This is a genomic window from Geminocystis sp., assembly GCF_041753295.1.
Classification (GTDB): Bacteria; Cyanobacteriota; Cyanobacteriia; order Cyanobacteriales; family Cyanobacteriaceae; genus Geminocystis.
On record NZ_JBGSUU010000098.1, the window covers coordinates 1 to 21,776 of the forward strand.

The following is a 21,776-nucleotide window of genomic DNA, read 5'->3' on the forward strand; positions in this document are numbered from 1 at the left end:
CAAAGATGATTTTGCTTTCCTTTTTTAATTCCATTTTTGTGAATATGTTTAGACCCGCACTCTGGACATTGTATCATTTTTTTATTTTTGATAATTTGACCCCTTTATCTAAAAATCATACCTTAATTCAGCAACGCCTAAAAACGATACTATCAGTTCCAATGCACAGATGCAATCACGACATTTACGAGAATACTGTATTATAGACGATGCTAGTCGCAACCTGTTAGAAGGTGCAATCCGCAAGTTAGGTTTATCTGCTCGTGCTATGGATCGTATTTTAAAAGTTTCTCGCACTATTGCTGATTTGGCAGGAGATAATGATTTACAAAGTCATCATCTAGCTGAAGCTATACAATATCGTACTATTGATCGAATGCAATAATTCTATCTTCACTTCAAGATAATCTCTAGTCCATTGTACAGTAAGATCGTAGATGTTCTGATGTTAAATTATATCGCAAACCATTAACAACCTATCCATAACCATGACTAAAGTGATTGAAATTAGTGATTCTCAGTTTGAAAAAGAAGTAATTAACGAAAATAAACCAGTTTTAGCCTATTTTTGGGCTTCTTGGTGTGGCCCTTGTCGTCTTGTGTCACCTTCTATTAATTGGGCTGCCGAAAATTATAGCGATCGCCTAAAAGTAGTTAAACTAGAAGTAGATGCTAGTCCTGAAACTGTAGCCACTTATAAAGTAGAAGGAGTACCAGTTTTAATCTTATTTAAAGAAGGAAAAGTTATGAGTATGAATGAAGGTGCAATTGGTAGGGAAAAAGTGAAAGAATTTATCGAAAAAAATCTTTAATTAATTAGTAATTAGCAATTAACAAATCACTATTAATTATTAACTATATTTATGCAAATATCAAACAGGATAAAACCCTTAGAAAAAAATGTTTTTGCTGATATGGATAAAGCTAAAACTGAAGCAATTTTTCAAGGAAAAACTATCATCGATTTGTCTTTAGGATCATCAGATTTACCAACACCTAAACACATCATAGAAACTATCAAAAAATCTCTAAATAACTCTGATAATCATGGTTATTTATTACACGGTGGTACAGCAGAATTTAGAAAAATTGTTGCTAATTGGTATGAAAAAAGATTCGGTGTTTTTGTGGATTGGGAGACAGAAATTATACCGTTAATTGGTTGTCAAGAAGGCACAGCCCATCTACCTCTAGCCATCTTAAATGAAGGAGATTACGCCCTATTATTAGATCCGGGTTATCCTTCTCATGCAGGTGGAATTTACCTTGCTGGAGGGAAAATTTACCCCATGGCTTTATTACCTGAAAATAAATTTTTACCTCAATTTAATGATATTCCTAAAGAGGTTTTAAATAAGGCAAAAATGATGGTTTTAAGTTATCCTCATAATCCCACAAGTGCAACAGCTTCTTTAAATTTTTTTGAGTCAGCAGTACAATTTTGTAAAGACAATAATATTGTTTTAGTCCATGATTTCCCTTATATGGATATAGTTTTTAACGAAAATATACAACCTTCAGTTTTACAAGTTGATAAGAAAAAAGAAGTAAGTATAGAGTTTTTTACTTTTTCAAAATCTTATAATATGGGCGGTTTTAGGCTTGGTTTTGCTATCGGTAACTCAAAGTTAATTACTGCTTTAAAACAGATTAAATCTGTAGTTGACTTTAACCAATATAAAGGTATTTTAGAAGGAGGAATTACAGCTTTAACTTCTTCTCAAGAATGTGTGAAAGAAACTGTTAAAACTTATCAAGAAAGAAGAGATTTTTTAGTAACAGAATTAAATAAAATTGGCTGGAATGTGCCAACCCCAGAAGCGACTTTATATCTATGGGCAAAACTACCCAAAGCATGGGAGAAAGATTCCATCAAATTTTGTGTTGAGTTAGTCAAAAATACTGGAGTGGCTTTATCACCCGGTGCGGGTTTTGGTGATAATGGTGAAGGTTATGTTAGATTTGCCTTAGTGAAATCCCCTGAAATTTTACGAGAAGCAGTAGAAAAAATAGCCTTATTTTTACATTCTTAAATTAGTAATAAAATCTAGTGGATATATTTGCTCAAATAACAGAAATTAAGTATGAAGTTTGTTGTTAAGGATAAATTATTGTTAATAGAAGGAAAATATACTAAAAATTCTGTTTTACCTTCCTTGAGTGATATAAAAGATGGTTTATTAAAAATGTTATATTAATCTAAAAAATGTCAAAATTAATGAGCAAGAATATATCACAATTCCAGTTTTAAAACTATCATCTTCTCGAATAAAAGGAAATATATCTTCAAAAGATAGTCAAAATGATTTGTTGTATTTGATGAATCAAAACAAACTAAATAATAAGCATAAAGAAATTATTAATAATTTATGGAAAGAAAGTGAGAAAAATAATTTTTTAATCGAAATAGAAAGTATATAACCCATGATAAAAACCCCTTTAAGATACCCTGGTGGTAAAAGTAAAGCCTTAAAATTCATCTTACCATTAATACCAAATTTTGAAGAATATCGAGAGCCTTTTATTGGTGGTGGCTCGGTTTTTATTGCATTAAAACAAGAGTTTAGGAATAAAAATTTTTGGATTAATGACTTATATAAAAATCTTTTTTATTTTTGGTTTAATTGTAGTAATAATCCAGAAGAATTAATTAATCAAGTAATAAAATGGAAAGAAGAATTTAAAGAAGGCAAAGAATTGTATCAATTTTTAAAAACAAATATTGACAACTTTAATGATATACAAAAAGGAGCGAGTTTTTTTATTTTTAATCGCATAACTTTTTCAGGCACAACAGAAAGTGGTGGTTATTCTGACATGGCTTTTCAAAAAAGATTTACTGATTCAAGTATTGAAAGAGTCAAAAATTTAGCCTCTATTTTAACTAATATAGAAATAACTAATTATGATTATCAAAAAGTAGTAGAAGCCGAAGGTAAAGATGTTTTTATATTTTTAGATCCTCCTTATTATTCTGCCACAAAATCTGCTTTATATGGTAAAAACGGTAACTTACATAAACAGTTTCATCATGAAAGATTTGCGGAAATAATGAAGGGAAATAAGCATAAATGGTTAATTACTTACGATGATAGCGATTATATTAGAAATTTATTTTCTTTTGCTAATATTATCGAATGGGATTTACACTATGGCATGAGAAATGTTAACATCGATAATTCCCAAAAAGGACAAGAATTATTTATCGCTAATTATGATATTTTTCCCCAAAAAAAAGATATTCAATTAGAGCTTTTTAGCACTTAAAATATTATTGTCTCATAGAATTTACGCAAAATACTTCTGAATTTTATTTGTTTTAAATATATTTTTCATTTAACTCGTCTTTCTCTCAAACTTCGGGATAAAGATAACAAGTTCGCAAGTACTATGAAACCAATATTTATTTTTATTTTTAATAATATATTTATGATGATAGAAGATAGCGAAAAGATTTACTGGTTAGCATGGTCAAAAATTAAAGGATTAGGTGCAGTATCTCTCAAAAAAATATATGATTATTTTGGTAGTTTACAACAGGCTTGGACAGTTTCACCACAAGAATTAATAGTAATTGACGGAATCGGTAAAAAATTATGTAGCTTAATTCAAGAAGAAAAAAGAAAAATTGAACCAAAAAACTTATACTTAAAACATCTCGAAAAAAATCCTAACTTTTGGACTCCTAACGAAAAAGAATACCCTCAATTATTATTAGAAATTCCTAGCCCTCCAGCGATATTATATTATCAAGGAAAAGTAAATTTAGCCGAAAATCAAGGCATAACTCCTTTAATCGGTATTGTTGGCACACGGAAACCTACAGAACACGGAAGAAGATGGACGTATAACATAGCAAAAGCTCTAGCCGAAAATGGTTTTACGGTAGTATCAGGTTTAGCCGAAGGTATTGATACTCAAGCCCATCGTGGTTGTTTAGATGGAGGCGGTAGAACTATTGCTATACTAGGAAATGGCCTTGATAGAGTATATCCTTCTAATAATCGTCAATTAATGGCAGAAATTGCCGAAAAAGGGTTAATTATGACAGAATATGAATATGGAAGTCAACCTGAAAGGGGTAATTTTCCTGCCCGTAATCGTATTGTCGCTGGTTTGTGCCGAGCTATTTTAGTGATGGAAGCACCAGAAAAATCAGGGGCGTTAATTACCGCCCGTTATGCCAATGAGTTTAATCGGGATGTTTATACTTTACCAAATACTCCTGATAATGTTCAGGCTAGAGGTTGTTTACGTTTAATTCACCATGGGGCAGAAGTGATTATTACCGCCGAAGAGTTATTATCTAGTTTAGGAGTTATTCCTAGTTTAGATGAAACTCAACAATTATCGTTATTTTCGTCTTCTTCTTCTTCCTCTCTATCGAAAAAAACAAAGGAAGAACCCATCTTATCTTCTACTTTTAGAATAATTTATGAAGCGATCGATGTCAACCCAACTCCTTATGATGTAATTGTGGAAAAAAGTTCATTAAATAGTGGAGAAGTTTCGGGAATTTTATTACAACTAGAGTTAGAGGGTTTAATTACTCAATTACCCGGCATGATGTATCAAAAAATTAACAATTAATAATGTTAAAAGATGCAAAATATCTAATTATCCATTTCCTTTCTAATTCCTAATTATTTGTCGTGAATATAATTCTTTCTTCGGTGTTGCCTGTGGCTTTAATTATTGCGCTGGGTTATGTTAGCAATAAAACTCTAAAATTAGATCAATCAACCTTATCTCAAATTAGTGTTTATATTTTAGCACCTGCTTTAGTTACGGATAGTTTTTACCGCACCACTATTTCTAACGATGCAGCTTTAAGGTTACTTTTAGCCTATGTTTTAACCACGGGAATTATTTATCTTGGTGTGGTGATAATTAGCAAACTTCTCAAGTTATCTGCTGATGATGATAAAGGATTGTTAGCCATTAGTCTTTGCCCCAATAACGGTAATATGGGTTTATCAATTATTGCTTTTTCTTTGGGTGAAGAAGGGTTAGAAAGAGCTGTAATTTATATGATTTTTTCTAGTGTCGTTTTATTTGGAATGTTGCCACCCATGCTAAAAGGTGATAGTTTGATGACAAGTTTAAAAGCTACTTTTAAGTTACCATTAATTTGGTCAATGGTCATCGGCATTACTTTACATTTTACTAAAATAACCTTACCTTTTAACATTGGTAAAAGTTTAGAATGGTTAGGTATTTCCGCTATTCCCATTGCTTTAATTATCTTGGGAATTCAATTAAGTAAAACTAAGTTTGAATTTGGTGTCGGCGAATTTACCGCTACTATCGGAAGATTGGCGATCGCCCCGATCATAGCGTATAGTATAGGAAGGTTAGTCGGTTTAGAAGGATTAGATTTACAAGTGTTGACTTTACAAACAGCGATGCCAACGGCGGTAAATGCAGTAATTATGATTAAAGAATTTGGGGGAAACACCACAATGGTAGCAAGAACAATTATTATATCTACATTGATGAGTTTTGCTACTTTACCTTTCATAATTTGGTTAATGACTTCACCTTCGGTTTAATAAAAAAAGGTGATATAATTTTAGAAAATTTCATAAGAAAAATTATGTTTTAAAATACAATCGCTATAACTTTTCTCTATCTGTAATAGTTGAATTTTAGCGAAGTGTTATTAGGTGAAAAAAATAAACTTAAAAGAAAATTTTATCTAAATTACTTATGTTTTTTTAATTCTTCTTTTATATTTTTTTGCTCTTTTTCAATCATTTCTAACTTAGTTAATATTTGTTTTAATAATTTTTCTTGATTTGAATTAAAGTTTTCGGTAACTTCTTTTTCATTTTTAATTTTTAATAAAGATTTACCAAATATAAAAGGCGATTTAAACACAAGTAACCAAAAGTTAACTAACAAAGAAGGTATCATTTGAATCAATCCCCAAATCGTCAAAATTACCGTTATTAATAGTACGATACCAATGATAGGATGAGAAACTACAAAAGCAATCGCCCAATGATTAGCAACCCAATTATTCCACAAAGATTGAATAGTATTTGAAACTAAATCTTTGGCATTATTTACTTTATTAAGATTATCTTGAATAACATTTTTAGTAACTGTATTCGTATTATTAAAAGTCTCTACTGCAGAATTAGTTATATTTTCAGATTTATTAATTGCCGTATCTCCGACATTTTTAAGAAAGTTTTTGCTAGTTTCTAAACTATTATTGACTTTTTCGGAAATGGTGATAAATATTAACATCAATTACTACTTATAAAAATTTTTATACCATCATAAACCATATCCAAAACAACAAAATTTCCTTTAAACAGTTATTGAGCGTAATTTTTCTTTACAATAGTTAACATAACTTTATCAAAAAATCATAACTGTATATTATCACCATGCTATCAACCTTTGACTTAACGAAATTTATACCTGAAGAATTGTTAAAGAATGCCTATGAAACATGGCAACAAACCAAAGCAGGTTTTAGTTTAGCACATAAAAACTTTAGTACCGAAATTAAAAAAGTATTTTTCCCTAATAATGCCATTCAATATAAAGAAATAACTCCTGAAACCTTCCAAAATTTACAAGGTAGATTTCAGACAATTATTGAAGAAGATTGGCGAGACGCACAAAGAGGAATTTATCCCGTTAATGTGTTATTCGAGGCTGACTGGCAAGAATTTTTACAAAGTTATGTGAAAATTTGGTTGGATTATCCCCAAACTTGGCAAAGAATGCAACAACAAAAACCTCAAGATTTTAGGGAAGATGTTAACCTCGAATCTTATCCGCAATATTATCGCCGTAACTTTCACTATCAAACTGATGGTTATTTAAGCGATTATTCTGCCAATATTTATGACTTACAAGTAGATATTCTTTTCAATGGTATAGCCGATGCCATGCGTCGCCGAATCTTAAAACCGATGGTGGAAAGATTGAAAAATGTTGATAAAAATTCTGACTTAAAAATATTAGATTGTGCTTGTGGTACTGGTAGAACATTGCAATTTTTAAGGGCAACTTTTCCTGATATATCATTATATGGTGTTGATTTATCTTCCGCTTATTTACGCAAAGCCAATCAATTATTATCTCAACTTCCTCACGAATTACCGCAGTTAATACAAGGCAACATCGAAAATTTACCCTATCAAGATAACTATTTTCAAGGAATTAGTAATGTTTTTGTTTTTCATGAATTGCCTAATCCTATCCGACAAAAAGTGATTGATGAATCTTTGCGAGTTTTACAATCGCGCGGAGTTTTCGTTATTTGCGATTCTATACAACTGTCAGATTCTCCTGAATTAGAAGCCATGATGGCTAATTTTCCCCTTGCTTTTCACGAACCATTTTATAATGATTATATTAAAGATGATATAGAATTGCGGTTAAATAACGCTGGTTTTAAAGATATTGAAGTTAAAATCTATGGCTTTAGTAAATATTGGATAGCGACAAAATAATAAATTAGCAAAAAAATATTATCTCAAAATAGAGAAAGTAATAAGTAATTTTTTATAATGTTATGCAAAAACTACGGTGCGATTTCCATAAACTAAAACACGATGTTGTAAATGTAATCTAACTCCTCTAGCTAAAACAATTTTTTCTAAATCTTTTCCTTTTCTAATCAAATCTTCTACGGTATCTCTATGACTAATTTTAACAACATCTTGTTCAATAATTGGTCCTGCATCTAAGTCTTGAGTGATATAATGGGCTGTCGCACCAATAATTTTTACTCCCCTAGAATAGGCTTGATGATAAGGTTTTGCTCCTATAAAAGCGGGTAAAAAAGAATGATGAATATTAATTACATTAGGAAAATTTTGCAGAAAATCTGAACTTAATACTTGCATATATTTTGCTAAAATAACTAAGTCTATATCAGCTTTTTTTAGTAATTCTAATTGTTTTAATTCTTGCTCTTTTTTATTACTATTGTTAATAGGTAAGTAATGATATTCTATACCAAATTGTTCGGCAATAGATGCAAGTTTTTCATGGTTACTTATAATTAAACCAATTTTTGCTTTTAATTCTTTTGCTTGTATGCGCCATAATAAATCATAAAGACAATGATCTTGTTGACTCACCCAAATTGCTACTTTCGGTATTGTATCAGAAAAATGTAGTTGCCAATCTGCCTTTAATGGTTGTGCGATGGCGTTAAATGCCCTACCTATTAAGTCTTTTGGTAAATTAAAACCTTGTAATTGCCATTCAATACGAGATAAAAATAAACCTGCTTCTAAATCTGTATGATGATCAGCATGAATAATATTACCACCGTTAGAGTAAATAAAACTAGCAATTTTTGCCACTAAACCTTGTTGATCAGGACAAGATACCAGTAAAGTAGCAGTATCTATAACCATAAATTTCCCTTGTTAAGATATAATCTTTCAATTTCATTGTCAGGTACTTTTGATTTAAAGTAAAGATTTCTGATAAAAATGTCACTAATAATATTAATATTTTATTTTTTAATAAACCAGAATTAAAAAAATTTGGCTCTCCTACAGTAATTATGACAAATTAATAGAAAATAATTAATGTAAACTTTAATCAGTATGGCTTTGAGTATTTTAAAAATGCAATTATTATAAATTAACAGTTTGAATTTAACCTAATACCTGCTAACTGATACCTGACACCTTTTCTTAGACATAATTTATCACGACCAGAAGTAGTAGCGCCAAAAATTTTCAAAATAAATCCGTGATAATTTTTCTTTTCTAAGATTTTTACTGATGTTAGCTTTGACGGTATAGTAAGATTTAGATTGATTTTTAATCTTTAATTATTCAGCAATAATTTACCATTGCCACATATACAAAATGAATATTAAAAAAGTTATTACTAATGCTAGATTAATTGGTTATAAAAATTTACAAACTATCACCATTGAAAATAACTACATTACTTCTATTACAGATACTAATTTATCAGAAAAAACGGATTTAGATTTAGAAGGTGATTGGCTTTCTTTAGGAGGAATTGATTTACAAATTAATGGCGGTTTAGGGTTAGCTTTTCCTGATTTAACGATTAATGATATGGAAAAACTTGAGGAAATTTGTGCTTATTTATGGCAACAAGGAATTAATCAATTTTTGCCCACTATTGTCACAACTTCTATCCCAAAAATTCACCAATCATTAAAAGTAATTAATGAGTATATAAATTTACCAAAAAAAACTTCACAAGCGCAAATAATCGGAGTTCATTTAGAAGGGCCTTTTTTAAATTATGATAAAAGAGGGGCACATCCTGCCCAATATTTATTACCTCTAACTTTAGATAATGTCAAACAAGTTTTAGGGGAATATGGCGACATCGTTAAAATTATCACCTTAGCACCAGAATTAGACACCACAGGGCAAATTATACCTTTTTTACATTCCCATGGCATTGTCGTTAGTTTAGGGCATTCTCAAGCCACTGCACAACAGGCTAAGGAGGCTTTCTGTCAAGGTGCTTCGATGGTAACACACGCTTTTAATGCTATGCCTAACCTTCATCATCGACAATGCGGATTATTAGGAGAAGCCATTATTAACCCTAATATTTATTGTGGTTTAATCGCCGATGGTAATCATGTTTGTCAAACAATGTTAAAGCTGATTTTACAGGCTAGTAATTATCAAGAAGGAATTTTCTTAGTCAGTGATGCCTTATCGCCAATGGGATTAGATGATGGTTTTTACCCTTGGGATGATCGCACAATTGAAGTTAAAAATGGCACGGCGATATTACCAGATGGTACTTTATCTGGCACGACTTTACCTTTATTTATGGGTGCACAAAATCTTATAAAATGGGCTATTTGTGATGTAGCACAGGCGATCGCCCTCGTCACCGATGCACCTCGAAAAGCCTTAAACTTACCGACTTTACAAATAAAATCCCCAGCTAATTTAATTCGTTGGCAATGTCATAATCAACAATTAACATGGCAAAGAGTAAGTTAGGCAAAAGGTAAAAGCCAAGGGGTAGAGATACACTCCCCATTTCCTTCCTAATTCCCCATTTCCTTCCTAATTCCTAACTCCTGTCTCCTAATAAATTAACGCATGGTATATTTAAAATTAGTTGAACCTTTATAACCAGTTAACTTAGCTAATTTCTCTAAATCTTGCACTCCTTCATAGATTTTACCGCCAATAATCCAAGAAGGAAAAGCACGAATTTTCGCATCAACACACTTTTGAGGTGCAGGAGAAACACCTTTAGGATCACATTCTACCTTGCCAACTTCTTTAAATGCTTCTTTACCAAATAGCTGTTTTTGTTCGTAACAATGAGGACACCAATAAGCAGAATACATGATTGCACCCTTAGAAGCCAAGTGTTTTGCTAAGGCAATTTCTGATTCTCCTGAAGTAGTGGTTATTTCCCATCCTAAAGGTGGTTTTGGTGCAGTTTGTGCTTGAGTAATCGGTGTTTTTCCTCCTGCGGCTAACTCCATATTGGGATCAACAGCAGTCGTGTTAACATTAGCATAAACTCCCATCGCACTAACTAGGGTAATTAAAGCAACGGTGATACCAGTAAAGAAAATTTGTCCCATATCTTTCCAATCATGACCAATAATAGTTAATGTTAATAGAGTAAAAGAAAACAACGCCGAACTAATACAATAAGGACAGACTGCTTGAAGTTTAAAAGCTAAAACATACATTAAATAACTGCTAAAAGCCGCCATGGCAAAAGTAACAAGTAACATTAACCACCAAGAAGACTTTTCTAATTTTTGTCTTAATTCTTTATTTTTTTCAGGGTTGATAAATAAAGGAGCTAATGCTAATATTGCCATAGTAAAATAAGCCAATGATCCAAATACCGTTAAAGGTATGCCTGTTTTACCTTGAGGATCAAGAGGATAAGCATAAGCACTATCTAAGACGCTGTTACATCCCCTACTACCGTTAGCAGTACAGGCAACTTCTCCACCACTTAATTTCAAAATCGTTAGATATATGGTTAAAATTAAACCAACAATGGCGATCGCACCAATAATAAATCGAGAATTGCGTTGAATCCAAGGCAAGTTACGACGACGACGAAGCATAATGATTATCTATAAAAATTAAATTAATAAGTATCTGAATTTTAACAATTAAATAAAGTAAAAGGGAATGAATAGATAATAAGTAATAGTTAAGAAAGAATAAATAGACAATAGTCAATGGTAAAGTCTTAATTATCAAAAATGGCTGATTATTTTTTTCTGTTATTATGCTTAATTAGCGGTTTTGATAACAGAAGGAGTGGAAGAATTAGATAGAATTATCGGAGTTTGTGCAGCTTCAATAAACTGTGAAACCCTACTAGGATCTATAGTTTCATCAATTTTACCATGACGTTTTAAAGAACTTGAAACAATCACACCATCGGCAACACTCATCAAATCTCCGATATTTTCCCAATTTGCACCGCTACCAATTAATACTGGAGTACCTTTAGCGGCGGATTGTGCCAATTCTAAGTCATCTTTACTAGGAGGTAAACCCGTTGCCCAACCTGATAAAATTACCGCATCAGCTAAACCTCTTTCGATGGTATCTTGTACCGCAATAGTTAAATTAGGTGTACTTAAAGGACGAGCGTGTTTCACTAAAACATCAGCAAAAATTGCAATATCTTCTCCTAATTCTCGGCGATACCGTTGGATTTCGTGGGCTTTTCCTTCAATTAAACCCTGATCTGTCGCCATGACTCCTGTATATACATTAACTCGAATAAAACTTGCCCCAACACAAGAAGCGATAGCCAAAGCACCTTTAGCATCATTTCGCAACACATTTAAACCTATCGGTAGCATAATAAGATTCATAATGCGATCAACAATTAAAGTCATGGCGCTAATAGTGGCAGGATCTACATTATCCTTAGTAAAAGGAGCATCAAAAAAATTTTCAATAATAATACCATCAACACCACCAGCCGCTAAAGCAGTAGCTTCTTGCTCCGCTCTTCGCATTACATCTCTTAAACTTCCTCCCCATCTAGCAGAAGTAGGTAAAGGTAATAAATGAACAACACCAATAATAGGATTTTTTTTGCCGAAAATTTTTTCAGTTATCATAAAAATTTAGTATATATTCCTCTCAAATAGGGAATTTAGTCAATTTATCTAGTCCAATTAGCAAGTTTTTATTTTAATAGCGCTTGGTAATTCTCTTCAAATATTTTACTACTCATCTGTTAGCAAAAATACCTTGTTATAATATTCTGATGCACAAAAAGTACCCTTACCTTTGATGAACATTTATAAATCATTTATCTTCCATTCTCATATTTTGAAAAATACTGCGTTGATAACTAGCGGTAGTTTTACCTTGATAATTCTTTTCGGTGTTTTGGGTATGGGGAAAATTACCTATAATTTTATAGAAAGTATAACTCACATTTTTGATCACGAAATTACACCCCCCCAAATTAATAATCCTCACTTCATCGTCAAACAAATACAAGCCGTCAGTGAGTTAACTACCACAAAATTTGTTATGGATGCAATTGTACCCACTTCTTCCAATCGTAAACTAGGTAATTGGGTAATTGGAGAGACAAGTTTACTTTATGTAGCTAGAGGAGAAGTAAAAGCAGGATTAGATTTGAGTAAAATAACCACAGATAACATTCAAGTTAATGAAGATACATTAAAAATCACCCTACCTGCACCGAAAATTTTAGACGAGAAAATAGACGTTAACCAATCTCAAGTTTATGATTATAACCGAGGCTTTCTCAACTTAGGTCCTGATATTGCTCCACAATTACAAGAACAAGCACAACGTCAAACTTTAGTCAAAATAAAAGAAACTGCCTGCTCCCAACAAATATTAAATCAAGCTAACGAAAAAGCAGTTATATTAGTTACTCAATTAATGCAAACGGCAGGTTATCAAAAAGTAGAGGTAATAACCACCCCATCCCATCAATGTCTATAGTCACAATCAAAGGAGGAAGAAAAATTAATCACAGATTCTTCACTCCTCATTCGCTATTACTTAATCACGACTATTAATAGCAATCAATAATCGGAGAATAAAGACAAATAAATTAATGTAAGTAAGATACATTGAAAGAGCCGCCGATAAATACTGATTATCACGATAAGCACGAGGTAGTATGTAAAAATCAACTACTGATGCACCAGCAAATAAAAACACTCCTAAACCTGAAATACCGATTTCTAACCAACTAGGGGTAAAAATACCGAATAAGCTCAATACTATCTGTAAAAGCATAACTATCACAAGGGCAATGATTCCCAATTGCACTGTTTTAGTTAAAGCTAATCCGTCTTCATCTCCTAAATTTGACCCTATATTTCTAGCAATAACAAAAGTAATGCCACATCCTAAAGCGGCCATGGCTACACCATTAATTCCCACTCCATTAGTGCCTAAAGCCACGAAAACAATGCCACTAAGAGTATAACCTGTTAAAAGACTATATACAGTTAAAAGTGGTAAAGCAATGCTATTATCCGCCCTTTCAGCAATACCTCTAACCACAAAAAAGAGAACTATTTGTGCAATCATTGCCCCGATAAAAGTAGGCATGAATAAGGATGGATTTGATTGAATCATCCCCAAGCCACCGTAAGTGCCGACTGCCGTTAAAACTAAACCACCGCCTAAATAAGGTAATGCTTTATTAATTACATTCGGACCTACTAAAGATTGTCCTTTAGCTTTTTTAATTGAATCACGAAAGTTACTTGTTGTTGCCATGATTTTTGAAAATCTAATTATTGACTTACTGTTACTAATTTAACTTACCTTTCACTTTTTATGACATAGTATGAACCGAACTTATTTAATAAAAATTTCCCTTTGATAATAAGCATTTCAAGGGTAGCTTAAATAAAAGTTTTTTTTTCCTTGCTTTTTTTATTAATCCTAGATATAATAAGTAAATGTGAACAAATTGCTTCACTCGGGGGCGTGGCGGAATGGTAGACGCTACGGACTTAAAATCCGTTGACCTTAATCGGTCGTGAGAGTTCAAGTCTCTCCGCCCCCATACTTTGACATTCTTTGTTATAGAGTTTAAACAAAAGTAACACTATAAATGACCTAAGATTGACTTAGAATTGTTAATTTATTCCTTGAGATTTATGTGACGCTCTCACACTGACCTACGGTACAGATGTGAGCTTCTTAACTTCGCAATTAAGAGTTTCTGCTTCATCGGACGGAACTAGCCTTACAGACAAGTCCATAAGACCCCGTAACCGCTACCCTCCACAGACTGTGTACGATTCGCCCAACCGCATTTTTATTGTAGCTACTTTGTGAATATGCACTGTACACCAGAATACTCTGTACGTTTGTGTCATTCACTGAGCGAGTCAAACTATGTAAATTATATCATAACCACTGACCGTAATTCATCCCACGCTGCCGATCGTGAGTTTTTTTGTCAAGGAAAAATACAGTGTGGGGCTTCTTACGGCGGAAAAGCTAAAGTTAATAACGGCAGGATTTCTGATAAGGTTATAATTAATCAGATTATACACATAGTATTAGATACAAGCAAACATGATTACGTCATTTTATTTATTCTTTAATTATTGATTGTGGCAAGGATAAATTTTAAAAAATCTTCATAATTCGCAAAAAAAATTGAGGACTTAACAGATAACTCTCAAATTTTACCGGATTATTAATATAATCTTTAATGGCTTTGAATTATAAAAAATTTGGCTCTACTACTTCTGTTTGTGATAAATTATGTCTAAAAAAAGGTGTCAGGTATCAGGTAGCGGGTATTAGGTTAAATTCAAACTGTTAATTTATAATAATTGCATTTTTAAAATACTCAAAGTCATACTGATTAAAGTTTACATTAATTATTTTCTATTAATTTGTCATAACTACTGTAGGAGAGCCATAATAAATTTATGAATAAAACTAATAATATTCGCATCGAAAAAGATAGTATGGGTGCTGTTGAAGTACAAAGCGATCGCTACTGGGGGGCGCAAACTCAACGCTCATTACATCATTTTTCCATCGGTGAAGATAAAATGCCCATAGAAGTAGTTAGAGGATTAGCCATAGTGAAAAAAGCTGCCGCTATTACTAATCAAGAATTAGGTAAATTATCCTCCGAAAAAGCGGGGTTAATCGCTCAAGTCGCCGATGAAATTGTTACGGGTAAACTAGATGATCATTTTCCGTTATATGTTTGGATGACAGGAAGCGGTACGCAAAGTAATATGAATGTAAATGAAGTTATTGCTAATCGTGCCATTGAAATTTTAGGAGGAGAATTAGGCAGTAAAAACCCGATTCACCCTAACGATGATGTGAATATGTCTCAATCTTCTAATGATGCTTTTCCTACAGCCATGAATATAGCGGCGGCTATTGCCATCAATGAGTATTTAATTCCTAAAGTTACAAAATTAAGAAACGCTTTACAAGAAAAAGTTGAAAATTGGCAAGAAATTATTAAAATTGGTAGAACTCATTTACAAGATGCAGTACCTTTAAGTTTAGGGCAGGAATTTTCAGGCTATGTGGGAATGTTAGATGATAATTTGACGAGAATAAATCAAGCCTTACCGTCTATTTATCAGTTAGCCTTAGGAGGTACAGCATTAGGTACGGGTATAAATGCACCTATAGGTTTTGCTGATAAATCTGCTTATCATATCGCCCAATTAACGGGTTTACCTTTTGTTAGTGCCCCAAATAAATTTACGGTGATGGGTTCTCATGATGGTATGGTAATGTTAAGCGGTGTTTTAAAAGTACTTGCTTGTTCATTATATAAAATCGCCAACGATATTCGTTTATTAGCTTGTGGCCCTCGTGCTGGTTTAAATGAGTTAGAATTACCAGAAAATGAGCCCGGATCATCTATAATGCCGGGGAAGGTAAATCCCACACAATGCGAAGCCTTGGCTATGGTAGCAGTGCAAGTTATGGGTTATGATGGGGCTGTTAGTTTTGCTGGTGCTAGTGGTTATTTAGACATGAATGTTTACAAGCCCATGATGATTTATAATGTCATTCAATCCATCAAAATTCTTGCCGATAGTTGTAATAACTTTACTGATTTTACCGTCATCGGCATGAAACCAAATTTAAAACGCATTGAAGAATTAGTCAATCAATCCTTAATGTTAGTAACTTCTCTGAGTCCTTTTATTGGTTATGATAAAGCGTCAACCATAGCTCATGTTGCCCATGAAAAAAATCTTACCCTCAAACAAGCCACTTTAGAATTAGGTTATCTCACTGAGGCGGAATTTGATCAATGTATTAACCTCCGACAAATGGCTTATCCCCATGAATGAAAAGTTAGGAATTAGGAGTTAATTTCTGAAATAAAAATATTTGATCTTTCTCATGAATTAATTTAAAGTTTTCTTTAGTTTTTAAGAAGTTGAATAATTCTTTAATTTTTTCTTGAGAAGCACCAAAACCTGGATTATCTAAGTTAAGTAAAATGTAGTCAAGATCATTAACTTTATCATAACTAAAATCATCGGTAGCTAAAAAAATTACATCTCGATGGGTTAAATGGGGAACTATTTGGGCTGCGGTTAAAACTGACGCTTTTTTGTCAATTAAATTAATCGCTTCATTGGTTGATTGCCATGTGGATAAGTTTTTTGTATAGATAGAATCAGGGAAAAAATAAACATATTTTGCTAATACTAAGAAAGCAATTATTGACCAAATTCTTATTTGTGAACTTTTATAAAACCATGTTCTGTGATTTGCTAAACTATTAATAACCGTTAAAATTAAAAAGGGAATAATTGGTAAAGAATATTGATGAATTAAATCTTTTTGCGGTTGATAATCTGTTAATAAATTAAGAAATATTGCAGGAATTGCAGGGATTAAATTTGTCAATTCTTGCCATGCTAAAGCTGGAATAACAGGAATAAATAATAATACTAAATATTCGAGATTTGCAGAAGTAAATAAATAAGATAAAATAATATGCGGTTTTAAGATTAAATTAACTAAAATTTCCCCCACAGAATCCCCTAAAAAACCATATCTACTAACGGCGGCGGCTTCTTCTCCACTAAAAGCAGGAATAATTAATTGAGTGGCAATTATAAACCAAAAAATACCGCTAAATGTTGCAATAATTCCGTATCTTTTTTTCTGATGAAAAATGATTAACCAAACACCCATCATCATGACATTTAAAGCTAATACGGCTTTACATCCTAAGATTAAAATAATGGATGCAATAAACCAATAAATTTTATTTAATCTTACTGCTAAAATAGCTGTAAAAAATAAAGGTACAGCAATTACTTCTGGATGAAAATCAAACAAATTAACATTAAAAATTAAGGGATATAATATATAAATTAAACAGACGCTTCTTGCTTTTGAATCTGTTAAATCGATAAATTTTGCTATATGCCATATTGGTAAAATTGCGATGGCTAAAGCAAAAGCCTGTAAGACAAATAACCAATAAACCGAAGGAAAAATAAAATATAAAGGTGCGATTAAATATAAAATCCACCCAGCATGATCACCTAAAATATGCAATTCTCTAAAACTTACATAAGGATTTTTCCCTTGAGAAATAAGATAAACTCCATTATCAAAAATACCTAAATCATAAGCCGTTGAACTAAATAAAATATGACGCAAACTACTTGCTACAAATAGAACAATAAATGCAATTATAATATAGTATTTGATGTTATTAAAACGGGTTATAAATTCTTTCATAATTATATTGAAATATTCTGATTTATTGCCATTTTTTTAATGGTATTATTTAGTTATAATAGCTTAATTATTCTTTAATGGTTTATTTACTTATGTATTTTTACTTACATAATTATTAATAAAATTAACTACTAATTATGAATTATGAAATATACTTATATTTTGTTTTACAAGCCCTATAATGTTCTCTGTCAATTTACTGACGATAGTCCTCATAATACTAATAGAGAAACTCTTAAAAATTATATTGATATACCTAATATTTATTCTGTAGGACGATTAGATCTCGACAGTGAAGGATTATTATTATTAACAGACAATCCGAGAGTCAAACACCGTCTTTGTGAACCTAGTTTTGCCCATCCTCGCACTTATTGGAGTCAAGTAGAAAATATACCTTCTCCTCAAGCATTACAAAAATTACAGCAAGGAGTTGTCATTCAAGGTAAAAAAACCAAAAATGCCATGGCCAAATTAATGACAGAAGAGCCACAATTTCCCCTGCGTAATCCTCCTATTCGTTATCGCCGAGAAATTCCTACGACATGGATACAATTAACCCTCACAGAAGGACGTAACCGCCAAGTAAGAAAAATGACTGCGGCAGTGGGACATCCTACCCTAAGACTTATTAGAGTCAAAATCGGTATCAATGCTCACCATGAATTAACTTTATCAGGGTTACAACTTGGACAATGGCGTAAATTAACGGATATTGAGCAAAAAAATCTTGAACAACTATAATTCTTTTTTCATAATTCTTTCATTTTTGTTATAATAATTTTATCTTTAATGGCAAAGTGACTAGATTATGGGAAATTTTAATGGTTTAACAGTAAAAAATCTTTCCGTGAGTTATCGGCAAGTTGAGGCTTTAAGAAATGTTAGTTTTCAAGTTTTACCTCATCGAGTTACAGGTATTATTGGTCCTAATGGTGCAGGAAAAAGTACTATGATGAAAGCCATGTTAGGCTTGATCCCTTATCAGTTTGGCTCAATTCTTCTCGATAATCAACCCCTAATCAAACAAAAATCTCGTATCGCCTATGTACCACAGCGATCACAGATAGATTGGACTTATCCCGCAACGGTTTGGGATGTAGTGATGATGGGTAGAGTCAAAAAAACAGGTTGGTTACTTCCCTTCTCAAGAATGAGTCGTTTAACCGCCAAAAAAGCCTTAGAAAAAGTCCAAATGTCTGATTTTAGCCATCGCCCCATCGGTGAACTTTCAGGAGGACAACAACAAAGAGTATTTTTAGCTAGATCATTAGCACAATCTGCTGATATATTCTTTTTTGATGAACCTTTTGCAGGAGTAGATCAAAAAACTGAGACAATTATCTTTAATATTTTTCGAGAATTAGCTCAAGAAGGTAAAATTGTTTTAGTGGTAAATCACGATTTAGGAGAATCAATTAATAATTTTGATAATCTTATTTTAGTTAATAAAAACTTGATTGCTTCTGGCACAAAAGAAGAAGTTTTACAAGAAGAAAAATTATATAACGCCTATAGTGGAAAAGTCTCTTTTTTCTCTCAAAATCAAAAATTAATAGCTTAAAAAATTAAATATATGTTCAATACAATGTTTATATTTTTATCTTTTATATATTAGTTTTAAATCATCCCAAATGTTAAAAATTTTAATTGAACCTTTGCAGTATGAATTTATGCAAAGATCTTTAATAATAGCTATTATTGTTGGCATAATTTGTGCCGTAGTTGGTAGTTATTTAATGGTGCAAAGATTAGCATTATTAGGAGATGCAATTAGTCATTCTGTTTTACCCGGATTAGCCATCGCTTTTATCTTAGATATAAATATTTTTATTGGTGCATTTGTGGCAGGATTAATTAGTACTGTGTGTATAAATATCATTAGAAATAACTCAAAAATAAAAGAAGATGCTGCTATGGGTATAGTATTTTCTGCTTTTTTTGCCCTTGGTATAACCTTAATTACTGTTGTTCAAAAAGAGAATAAAATAGATCTTAATCACTTTCTTTTTGGTAATATTTTAGGGGTTAGTTTATCAGATGTAAAAGATACAATTATTATTGCTATTTTTGTTTTATTAATAGTCATTTTATTTTATAAAGAATTATTATTCTACACCTTTGATAAATTGGGAGCAAAATCCGTTGGTTTACCCGTTAATCTACTCGATACAGGATTAATGATTTTAATTGGTTTAACCATTGTCGCTAGTTTAAAAGCTGTGGGAGTAATTTTAGTTTTATCTTTATTAATTACCCCAGCTTGTACTGCTTATTTATTAGTAAATCGCTTACATGAAGTTATGATATTAGGAGTTTTTTTCGGGGTAATTTCTAGTATTAGCGGAATGTATTTAAGTTATTATTTTAATTTACCTTCAGGACCAGCCATCGTATTAGTAGCTACATTATTTTTTATAATAACCTTTTTATTCAGTCCTAATCATGGTTTAATTACTGGATTTTTAAAATTAAAATATAATCAAATAAAATTCTTAAATTAATTATTATTTTCCTTAATATTATTTTTTCTTAAGTTAAACTAATTTTGACGAAATTGATGAAATAATAGTATTTATTAAATTAAATATAGAGGTATTTTATGTTTTCTCGTGCCACTTTTTTAACTACTTTAGCTTTAATGGTTACGGTAAATTTACCTGCTTTAGCCGAAACCTGTATCCCCCTTTCATTGGTAGGCGGGGAAGGTAGTAAAGTCACAAAAACTGTTTCACAACCGACTATTCCCGGCCCTTTTGGTATTACCATTACTCGTAATAATTGGAATACAGATTGGGCAATACCCGGAGGAATCAATTTTAATCGTTTTGTAACTACCATAACTGCACCCAATGGCGGTTCATTCAACCTCAGTTTATTTCTTAAATATAGTGATCAAACCTCAGAGGAAGTTTTTAACAAGCAAAATGTAACCATTGATCCTGAAAAGCCTTTAATTATTGAGAAAAAATCCGCTCCTAATGATTTTCCTTTTCAAGTTAATCTTTTACTCGGCGGAATAGAACAAATCGGAAGAACTTACACAGCATCAGTTGTGGGTTGTTATAAATAAAATTCAATTATAACAATTAATAATTAACAATGAAGAACCTTTAATTTGGAATATTTTTGAGAAAATAACCTGTTATACTTAAAACTTAAGCAACTAAAAAGTTGTTTTATTCTCACACATATTTTGATAATCATTAATTTTATTGATGCTTTAAAGGGAGATTATGACGACTTCCTTACAACAATCGAGTAAAGATTCTATCTTACAATACCTGCTCAAAGATTCTCAGGCTTCTGCTCAAACTATTGCACAAGTTCTTAATATTAGTCCTCAAGCCACTCGACGACATTTAAAAGAGCTAGAAGATCAAGGATTTATTGATCGCCATATAATTCAAGTAAAAACAGGACGTCCACAACATTTTTATTCTCTTTCTCGAAAAGGGCGTGATCGTTTTCCCCAAAATTATGGAGAATTTGCGGTATCCTTTTTAGATACTCTCACCGAAACTGTAGGGGAAAATCAAGTTAGCAAAGTTTTAGAAAAACAGTGGCAAAGAAAAGCAGAAAATTATCGACAATACCTCACAGGTAAAACATTACATCAAAGAGTTGCTCAGTTAGTAGAAATTAGGAAAGAAGAAGGTTATATGGCGGAATTGTTTTGCGTTGAAAAAAAATCTACAGATTTAGATAATCAACAACAATTTTTCTTAAGTGAGCATAACTGTGCTATCTCTGACGTAGCTGAGTCTTATCCCCAAGTTTGTGGTCATGAATTAGAAATGTTTGCTTCTTTATTTCCTGATTGTCATGTGGAAAGAACTAATTGGATTAAAGATGGTGAGCATCGTTGCGGTTATTTAATCAAAAAAAATTTGAATTGATGAAAATGTGGTTTGTTTTATTTTGACCTAAAAACAACATCATATAAAGACTATAGGAGAATAAGAGATAGGAGATAGGAGTAATGAGTAATGAGTAATGAGTAATGAGTAATGAGTAATGAGTAATGAGTAA

Annotated in this window: 20 protein-coding genes, 1 tRNA gene and 1 pseudogene; 16 read left to right on the forward strand and 6 right to left on the reverse strand. The window is 31.8% G+C overall.

What is annotated here, in order from left to right; genetic code table 11:
• Positions 1-139 precede the first annotated feature (139 nt).
• The 6 genes and pseudogenes from ACEW8E_RS11085 to ACEW8E_RS11110 all read left to right on the forward strand — a co-directional run.
• Positions 140-385, forward strand: a pseudogene (locus tag ACEW8E_RS11085) (magnesium chelatase); the annotation flags it as partial.
• Between the two features lie 103 nt (positions 386-488).
• A complete protein-coding gene (trxA, locus tag ACEW8E_RS11090; RefSeq protein WP_373480407.1) occupies positions 489-812 on the forward strand; it encodes a thioredoxin in 324 nt (107 codons plus the stop codon).
• A 51-nt stretch (positions 813-863) separates the two neighbouring features.
• Positions 864-2,033 (forward strand): LL-diaminopimelate aminotransferase, encoded by a 1,170-nt coding sequence (locus ACEW8E_RS11095; RefSeq protein ID WP_373480408.1) that lies wholly within the window; start codon positions 864-866, stop codon positions 2,031-2,033.
• Between the two features lie 391 nt (positions 2,034-2,424).
• Positions 2,425-3,267, forward strand: a complete 843-nt coding sequence (locus tag ACEW8E_RS11100) for a DNA adenine methylase (RefSeq protein WP_373480409.1) — start codon at positions 2,425-2,427, stop codon at positions 3,265-3,267.
• 165 nt (positions 3,268-3,432) lie between these two features.
• Positions 3,433-4,590 (forward strand): DNA-processing protein DprA, encoded by a 1,158-nt coding sequence (gene dprA, locus ACEW8E_RS11105; RefSeq protein WP_373480458.1) that lies wholly within the window; start codon positions 3,433-3,435, stop codon positions 4,588-4,590.
• Between the two features lie 62 nt (positions 4,591-4,652).
• Positions 4,653-5,552, forward strand: coding sequence for an AEC family transporter (locus ACEW8E_RS11110; RefSeq protein ID WP_373480410.1), 900 nt, complete (start codon positions 4,653-4,655; stop codon positions 5,550-5,552).
• 151 nt (positions 5,553-5,703) lie between these two features.
• Here the strand turns inward: ACEW8E_RS11110 and ACEW8E_RS11115 are convergent, their stop codons facing one another.
• A complete protein-coding gene (locus ACEW8E_RS11115; RefSeq protein ID WP_373480411.1) occupies positions 5,704-6,255 on the reverse strand; it encodes a hypothetical protein in 552 nt (183 codons plus the stop codon).
• A 143-nt stretch (positions 6,256-6,398) separates the two neighbouring features.
• On the opposite strand from ACEW8E_RS11115, the gene ACEW8E_RS11120 reads away from it, so the two are divergent.
• The gene (locus ACEW8E_RS11120; protein WP_373480412.1) at positions 6,399-7,475 is read left to right on the forward strand and encodes a methyltransferase domain-containing protein; all 1,077 of its coding nucleotides are present in this window, start codon (positions 6,399-6,401) and stop codon (positions 7,473-7,475) included.
• A gap of 60 nt (positions 7,476-7,535) precedes the next feature.
• Here the strand turns inward: ACEW8E_RS11120 and purU are convergent, their stop codons facing one another.
• Entirely contained in the window at positions 7,536-8,390 is an 855-nt protein-coding gene (gene purU, locus ACEW8E_RS11125; RefSeq protein WP_373480413.1) for a formyltetrahydrofolate deformylase, read from the reverse strand.
• Between the two features lie 462 nt (positions 8,391-8,852).
• Between purU and nagA the strand changes: the two genes are divergently transcribed.
• Positions 8,853-9,986 (forward strand): N-acetylglucosamine-6-phosphate deacetylase, encoded by a 1,134-nt coding sequence (nagA, locus tag ACEW8E_RS11130; RefSeq protein WP_373480414.1) that lies wholly within the window; start codon positions 8,853-8,855, stop codon positions 9,984-9,986.
• Between the two features lie 95 nt (positions 9,987-10,081).
• On the opposite strand, the gene ACEW8E_RS11135 is transcribed toward nagA, so the two are convergent.
• Together ACEW8E_RS11135 and btpA are read right to left on the reverse strand one after the other, a co-directional pair.
• Complete coding sequence (locus ACEW8E_RS11135) at positions 10,082-11,086, reverse strand: vitamin K epoxide reductase family protein (RefSeq protein ID WP_373480415.1); 1,005 nt, start codon at positions 11,084-11,086, stop codon at positions 10,082-10,084.
• 171 nt (positions 11,087-11,257) lie between these two features.
• Positions 11,258-12,103, reverse strand: coding sequence for a photosystem I biogenesis protein BtpA (gene btpA / locus ACEW8E_RS11140; RefSeq protein ID WP_373480416.1), 846 nt, complete (start codon positions 12,101-12,103; stop codon positions 11,258-11,260).
• A 175-nt stretch (positions 12,104-12,278) separates the two neighbouring features.
• On the opposite strand from btpA, the gene ACEW8E_RS11145 reads away from it, so the two are divergent.
• Positions 12,279-12,968 carry a DUF4230 domain-containing protein gene (locus ACEW8E_RS11145; RefSeq protein WP_373480417.1) on the forward strand — a complete coding sequence of 230 codons (690 nt, stop codon included), beginning with the start codon at positions 12,279-12,281 and terminating at the stop codon, positions 12,966-12,968.
• Positions 12,969-13,028: 60 nt separating this feature from the next.
• Here the strand turns inward: ACEW8E_RS11145 and ACEW8E_RS11150 are convergent, their stop codons facing one another.
• Positions 13,029-13,757 (reverse strand): Bax inhibitor-1 family protein, encoded by a 729-nt coding sequence (locus ACEW8E_RS11150; RefSeq protein WP_373480418.1) that lies wholly within the window; start codon positions 13,755-13,757, stop codon positions 13,029-13,031.
• Between the two features lie 207 nt (positions 13,758-13,964).
• On the opposite strand from ACEW8E_RS11150, the gene ACEW8E_RS11155 reads away from it, so the two are divergent.
• Positions 13,965-14,049, forward strand: a tRNA-Leu gene (locus ACEW8E_RS11155).
• An 880-nt stretch (positions 14,050-14,929) separates the two neighbouring features.
• Positions 14,930-16,333 (forward strand): class II fumarate hydratase, encoded by a 1,404-nt coding sequence (fumC, locus tag ACEW8E_RS11160; protein ID WP_373480419.1) that lies wholly within the window; start codon positions 14,930-14,932, stop codon positions 16,331-16,333.
• 4 nt (positions 16,334-16,337) lie between these two features.
• On the opposite strand, the gene ACEW8E_RS11165 is transcribed toward fumC, so the two are convergent.
• Complete coding sequence (locus ACEW8E_RS11165; protein ID WP_373480420.1) at positions 16,338-17,744, reverse strand: DUF2079 domain-containing protein; 1,407 nt, start codon at positions 17,742-17,744, stop codon at positions 16,338-16,340.
• A 144-nt stretch (positions 17,745-17,888) separates the two neighbouring features.
• Between ACEW8E_RS11165 and ACEW8E_RS11170 the strand changes: the two genes are divergently transcribed.
• From ACEW8E_RS11170 to sufR, 5 genes are all read left to right on the forward strand, one after another.
• Positions 17,889-18,488: a pseudouridine synthase gene (locus ACEW8E_RS11170; protein ID WP_373480421.1), complete on the forward strand. Its 600-nt coding sequence runs from the start codon at positions 17,889-17,891 to the stop codon at positions 18,486-18,488.
• A 67-nt stretch (positions 18,489-18,555) separates the two neighbouring features.
• Positions 18,556-19,308 carry a metal ABC transporter ATP-binding protein gene (locus ACEW8E_RS11175; RefSeq protein WP_373480422.1) on the forward strand — a complete coding sequence of 251 codons (753 nt, stop codon included), beginning with the start codon at positions 18,556-18,558 and terminating at the stop codon, positions 19,306-19,308.
• A 70-nt stretch (positions 19,309-19,378) separates the two neighbouring features.
• The gene (locus tag ACEW8E_RS11180) at positions 19,379-20,248 is read left to right on the forward strand and encodes a metal ABC transporter permease (RefSeq protein WP_373480423.1); all 870 of its coding nucleotides are present in this window, start codon (positions 19,379-19,381) and stop codon (positions 20,246-20,248) included.
• Positions 20,249-20,346: 98 nt separating this feature from the next.
• Positions 20,347-20,817 (forward strand): hypothetical protein, encoded by a 471-nt coding sequence (locus ACEW8E_RS11185; RefSeq protein WP_373480424.1) that lies wholly within the window; start codon positions 20,347-20,349, stop codon positions 20,815-20,817.
• A gap of 163 nt (positions 20,818-20,980) precedes the next feature.
• Entirely contained in the window at positions 20,981-21,643 is a 663-nt protein-coding gene (gene sufR, locus ACEW8E_RS11190; RefSeq protein WP_373480425.1) for an iron-sulfur cluster biosynthesis transcriptional regulator SufR, read from the forward strand.
• Positions 21,644-21,776: the final 133 nt, after the last annotated feature.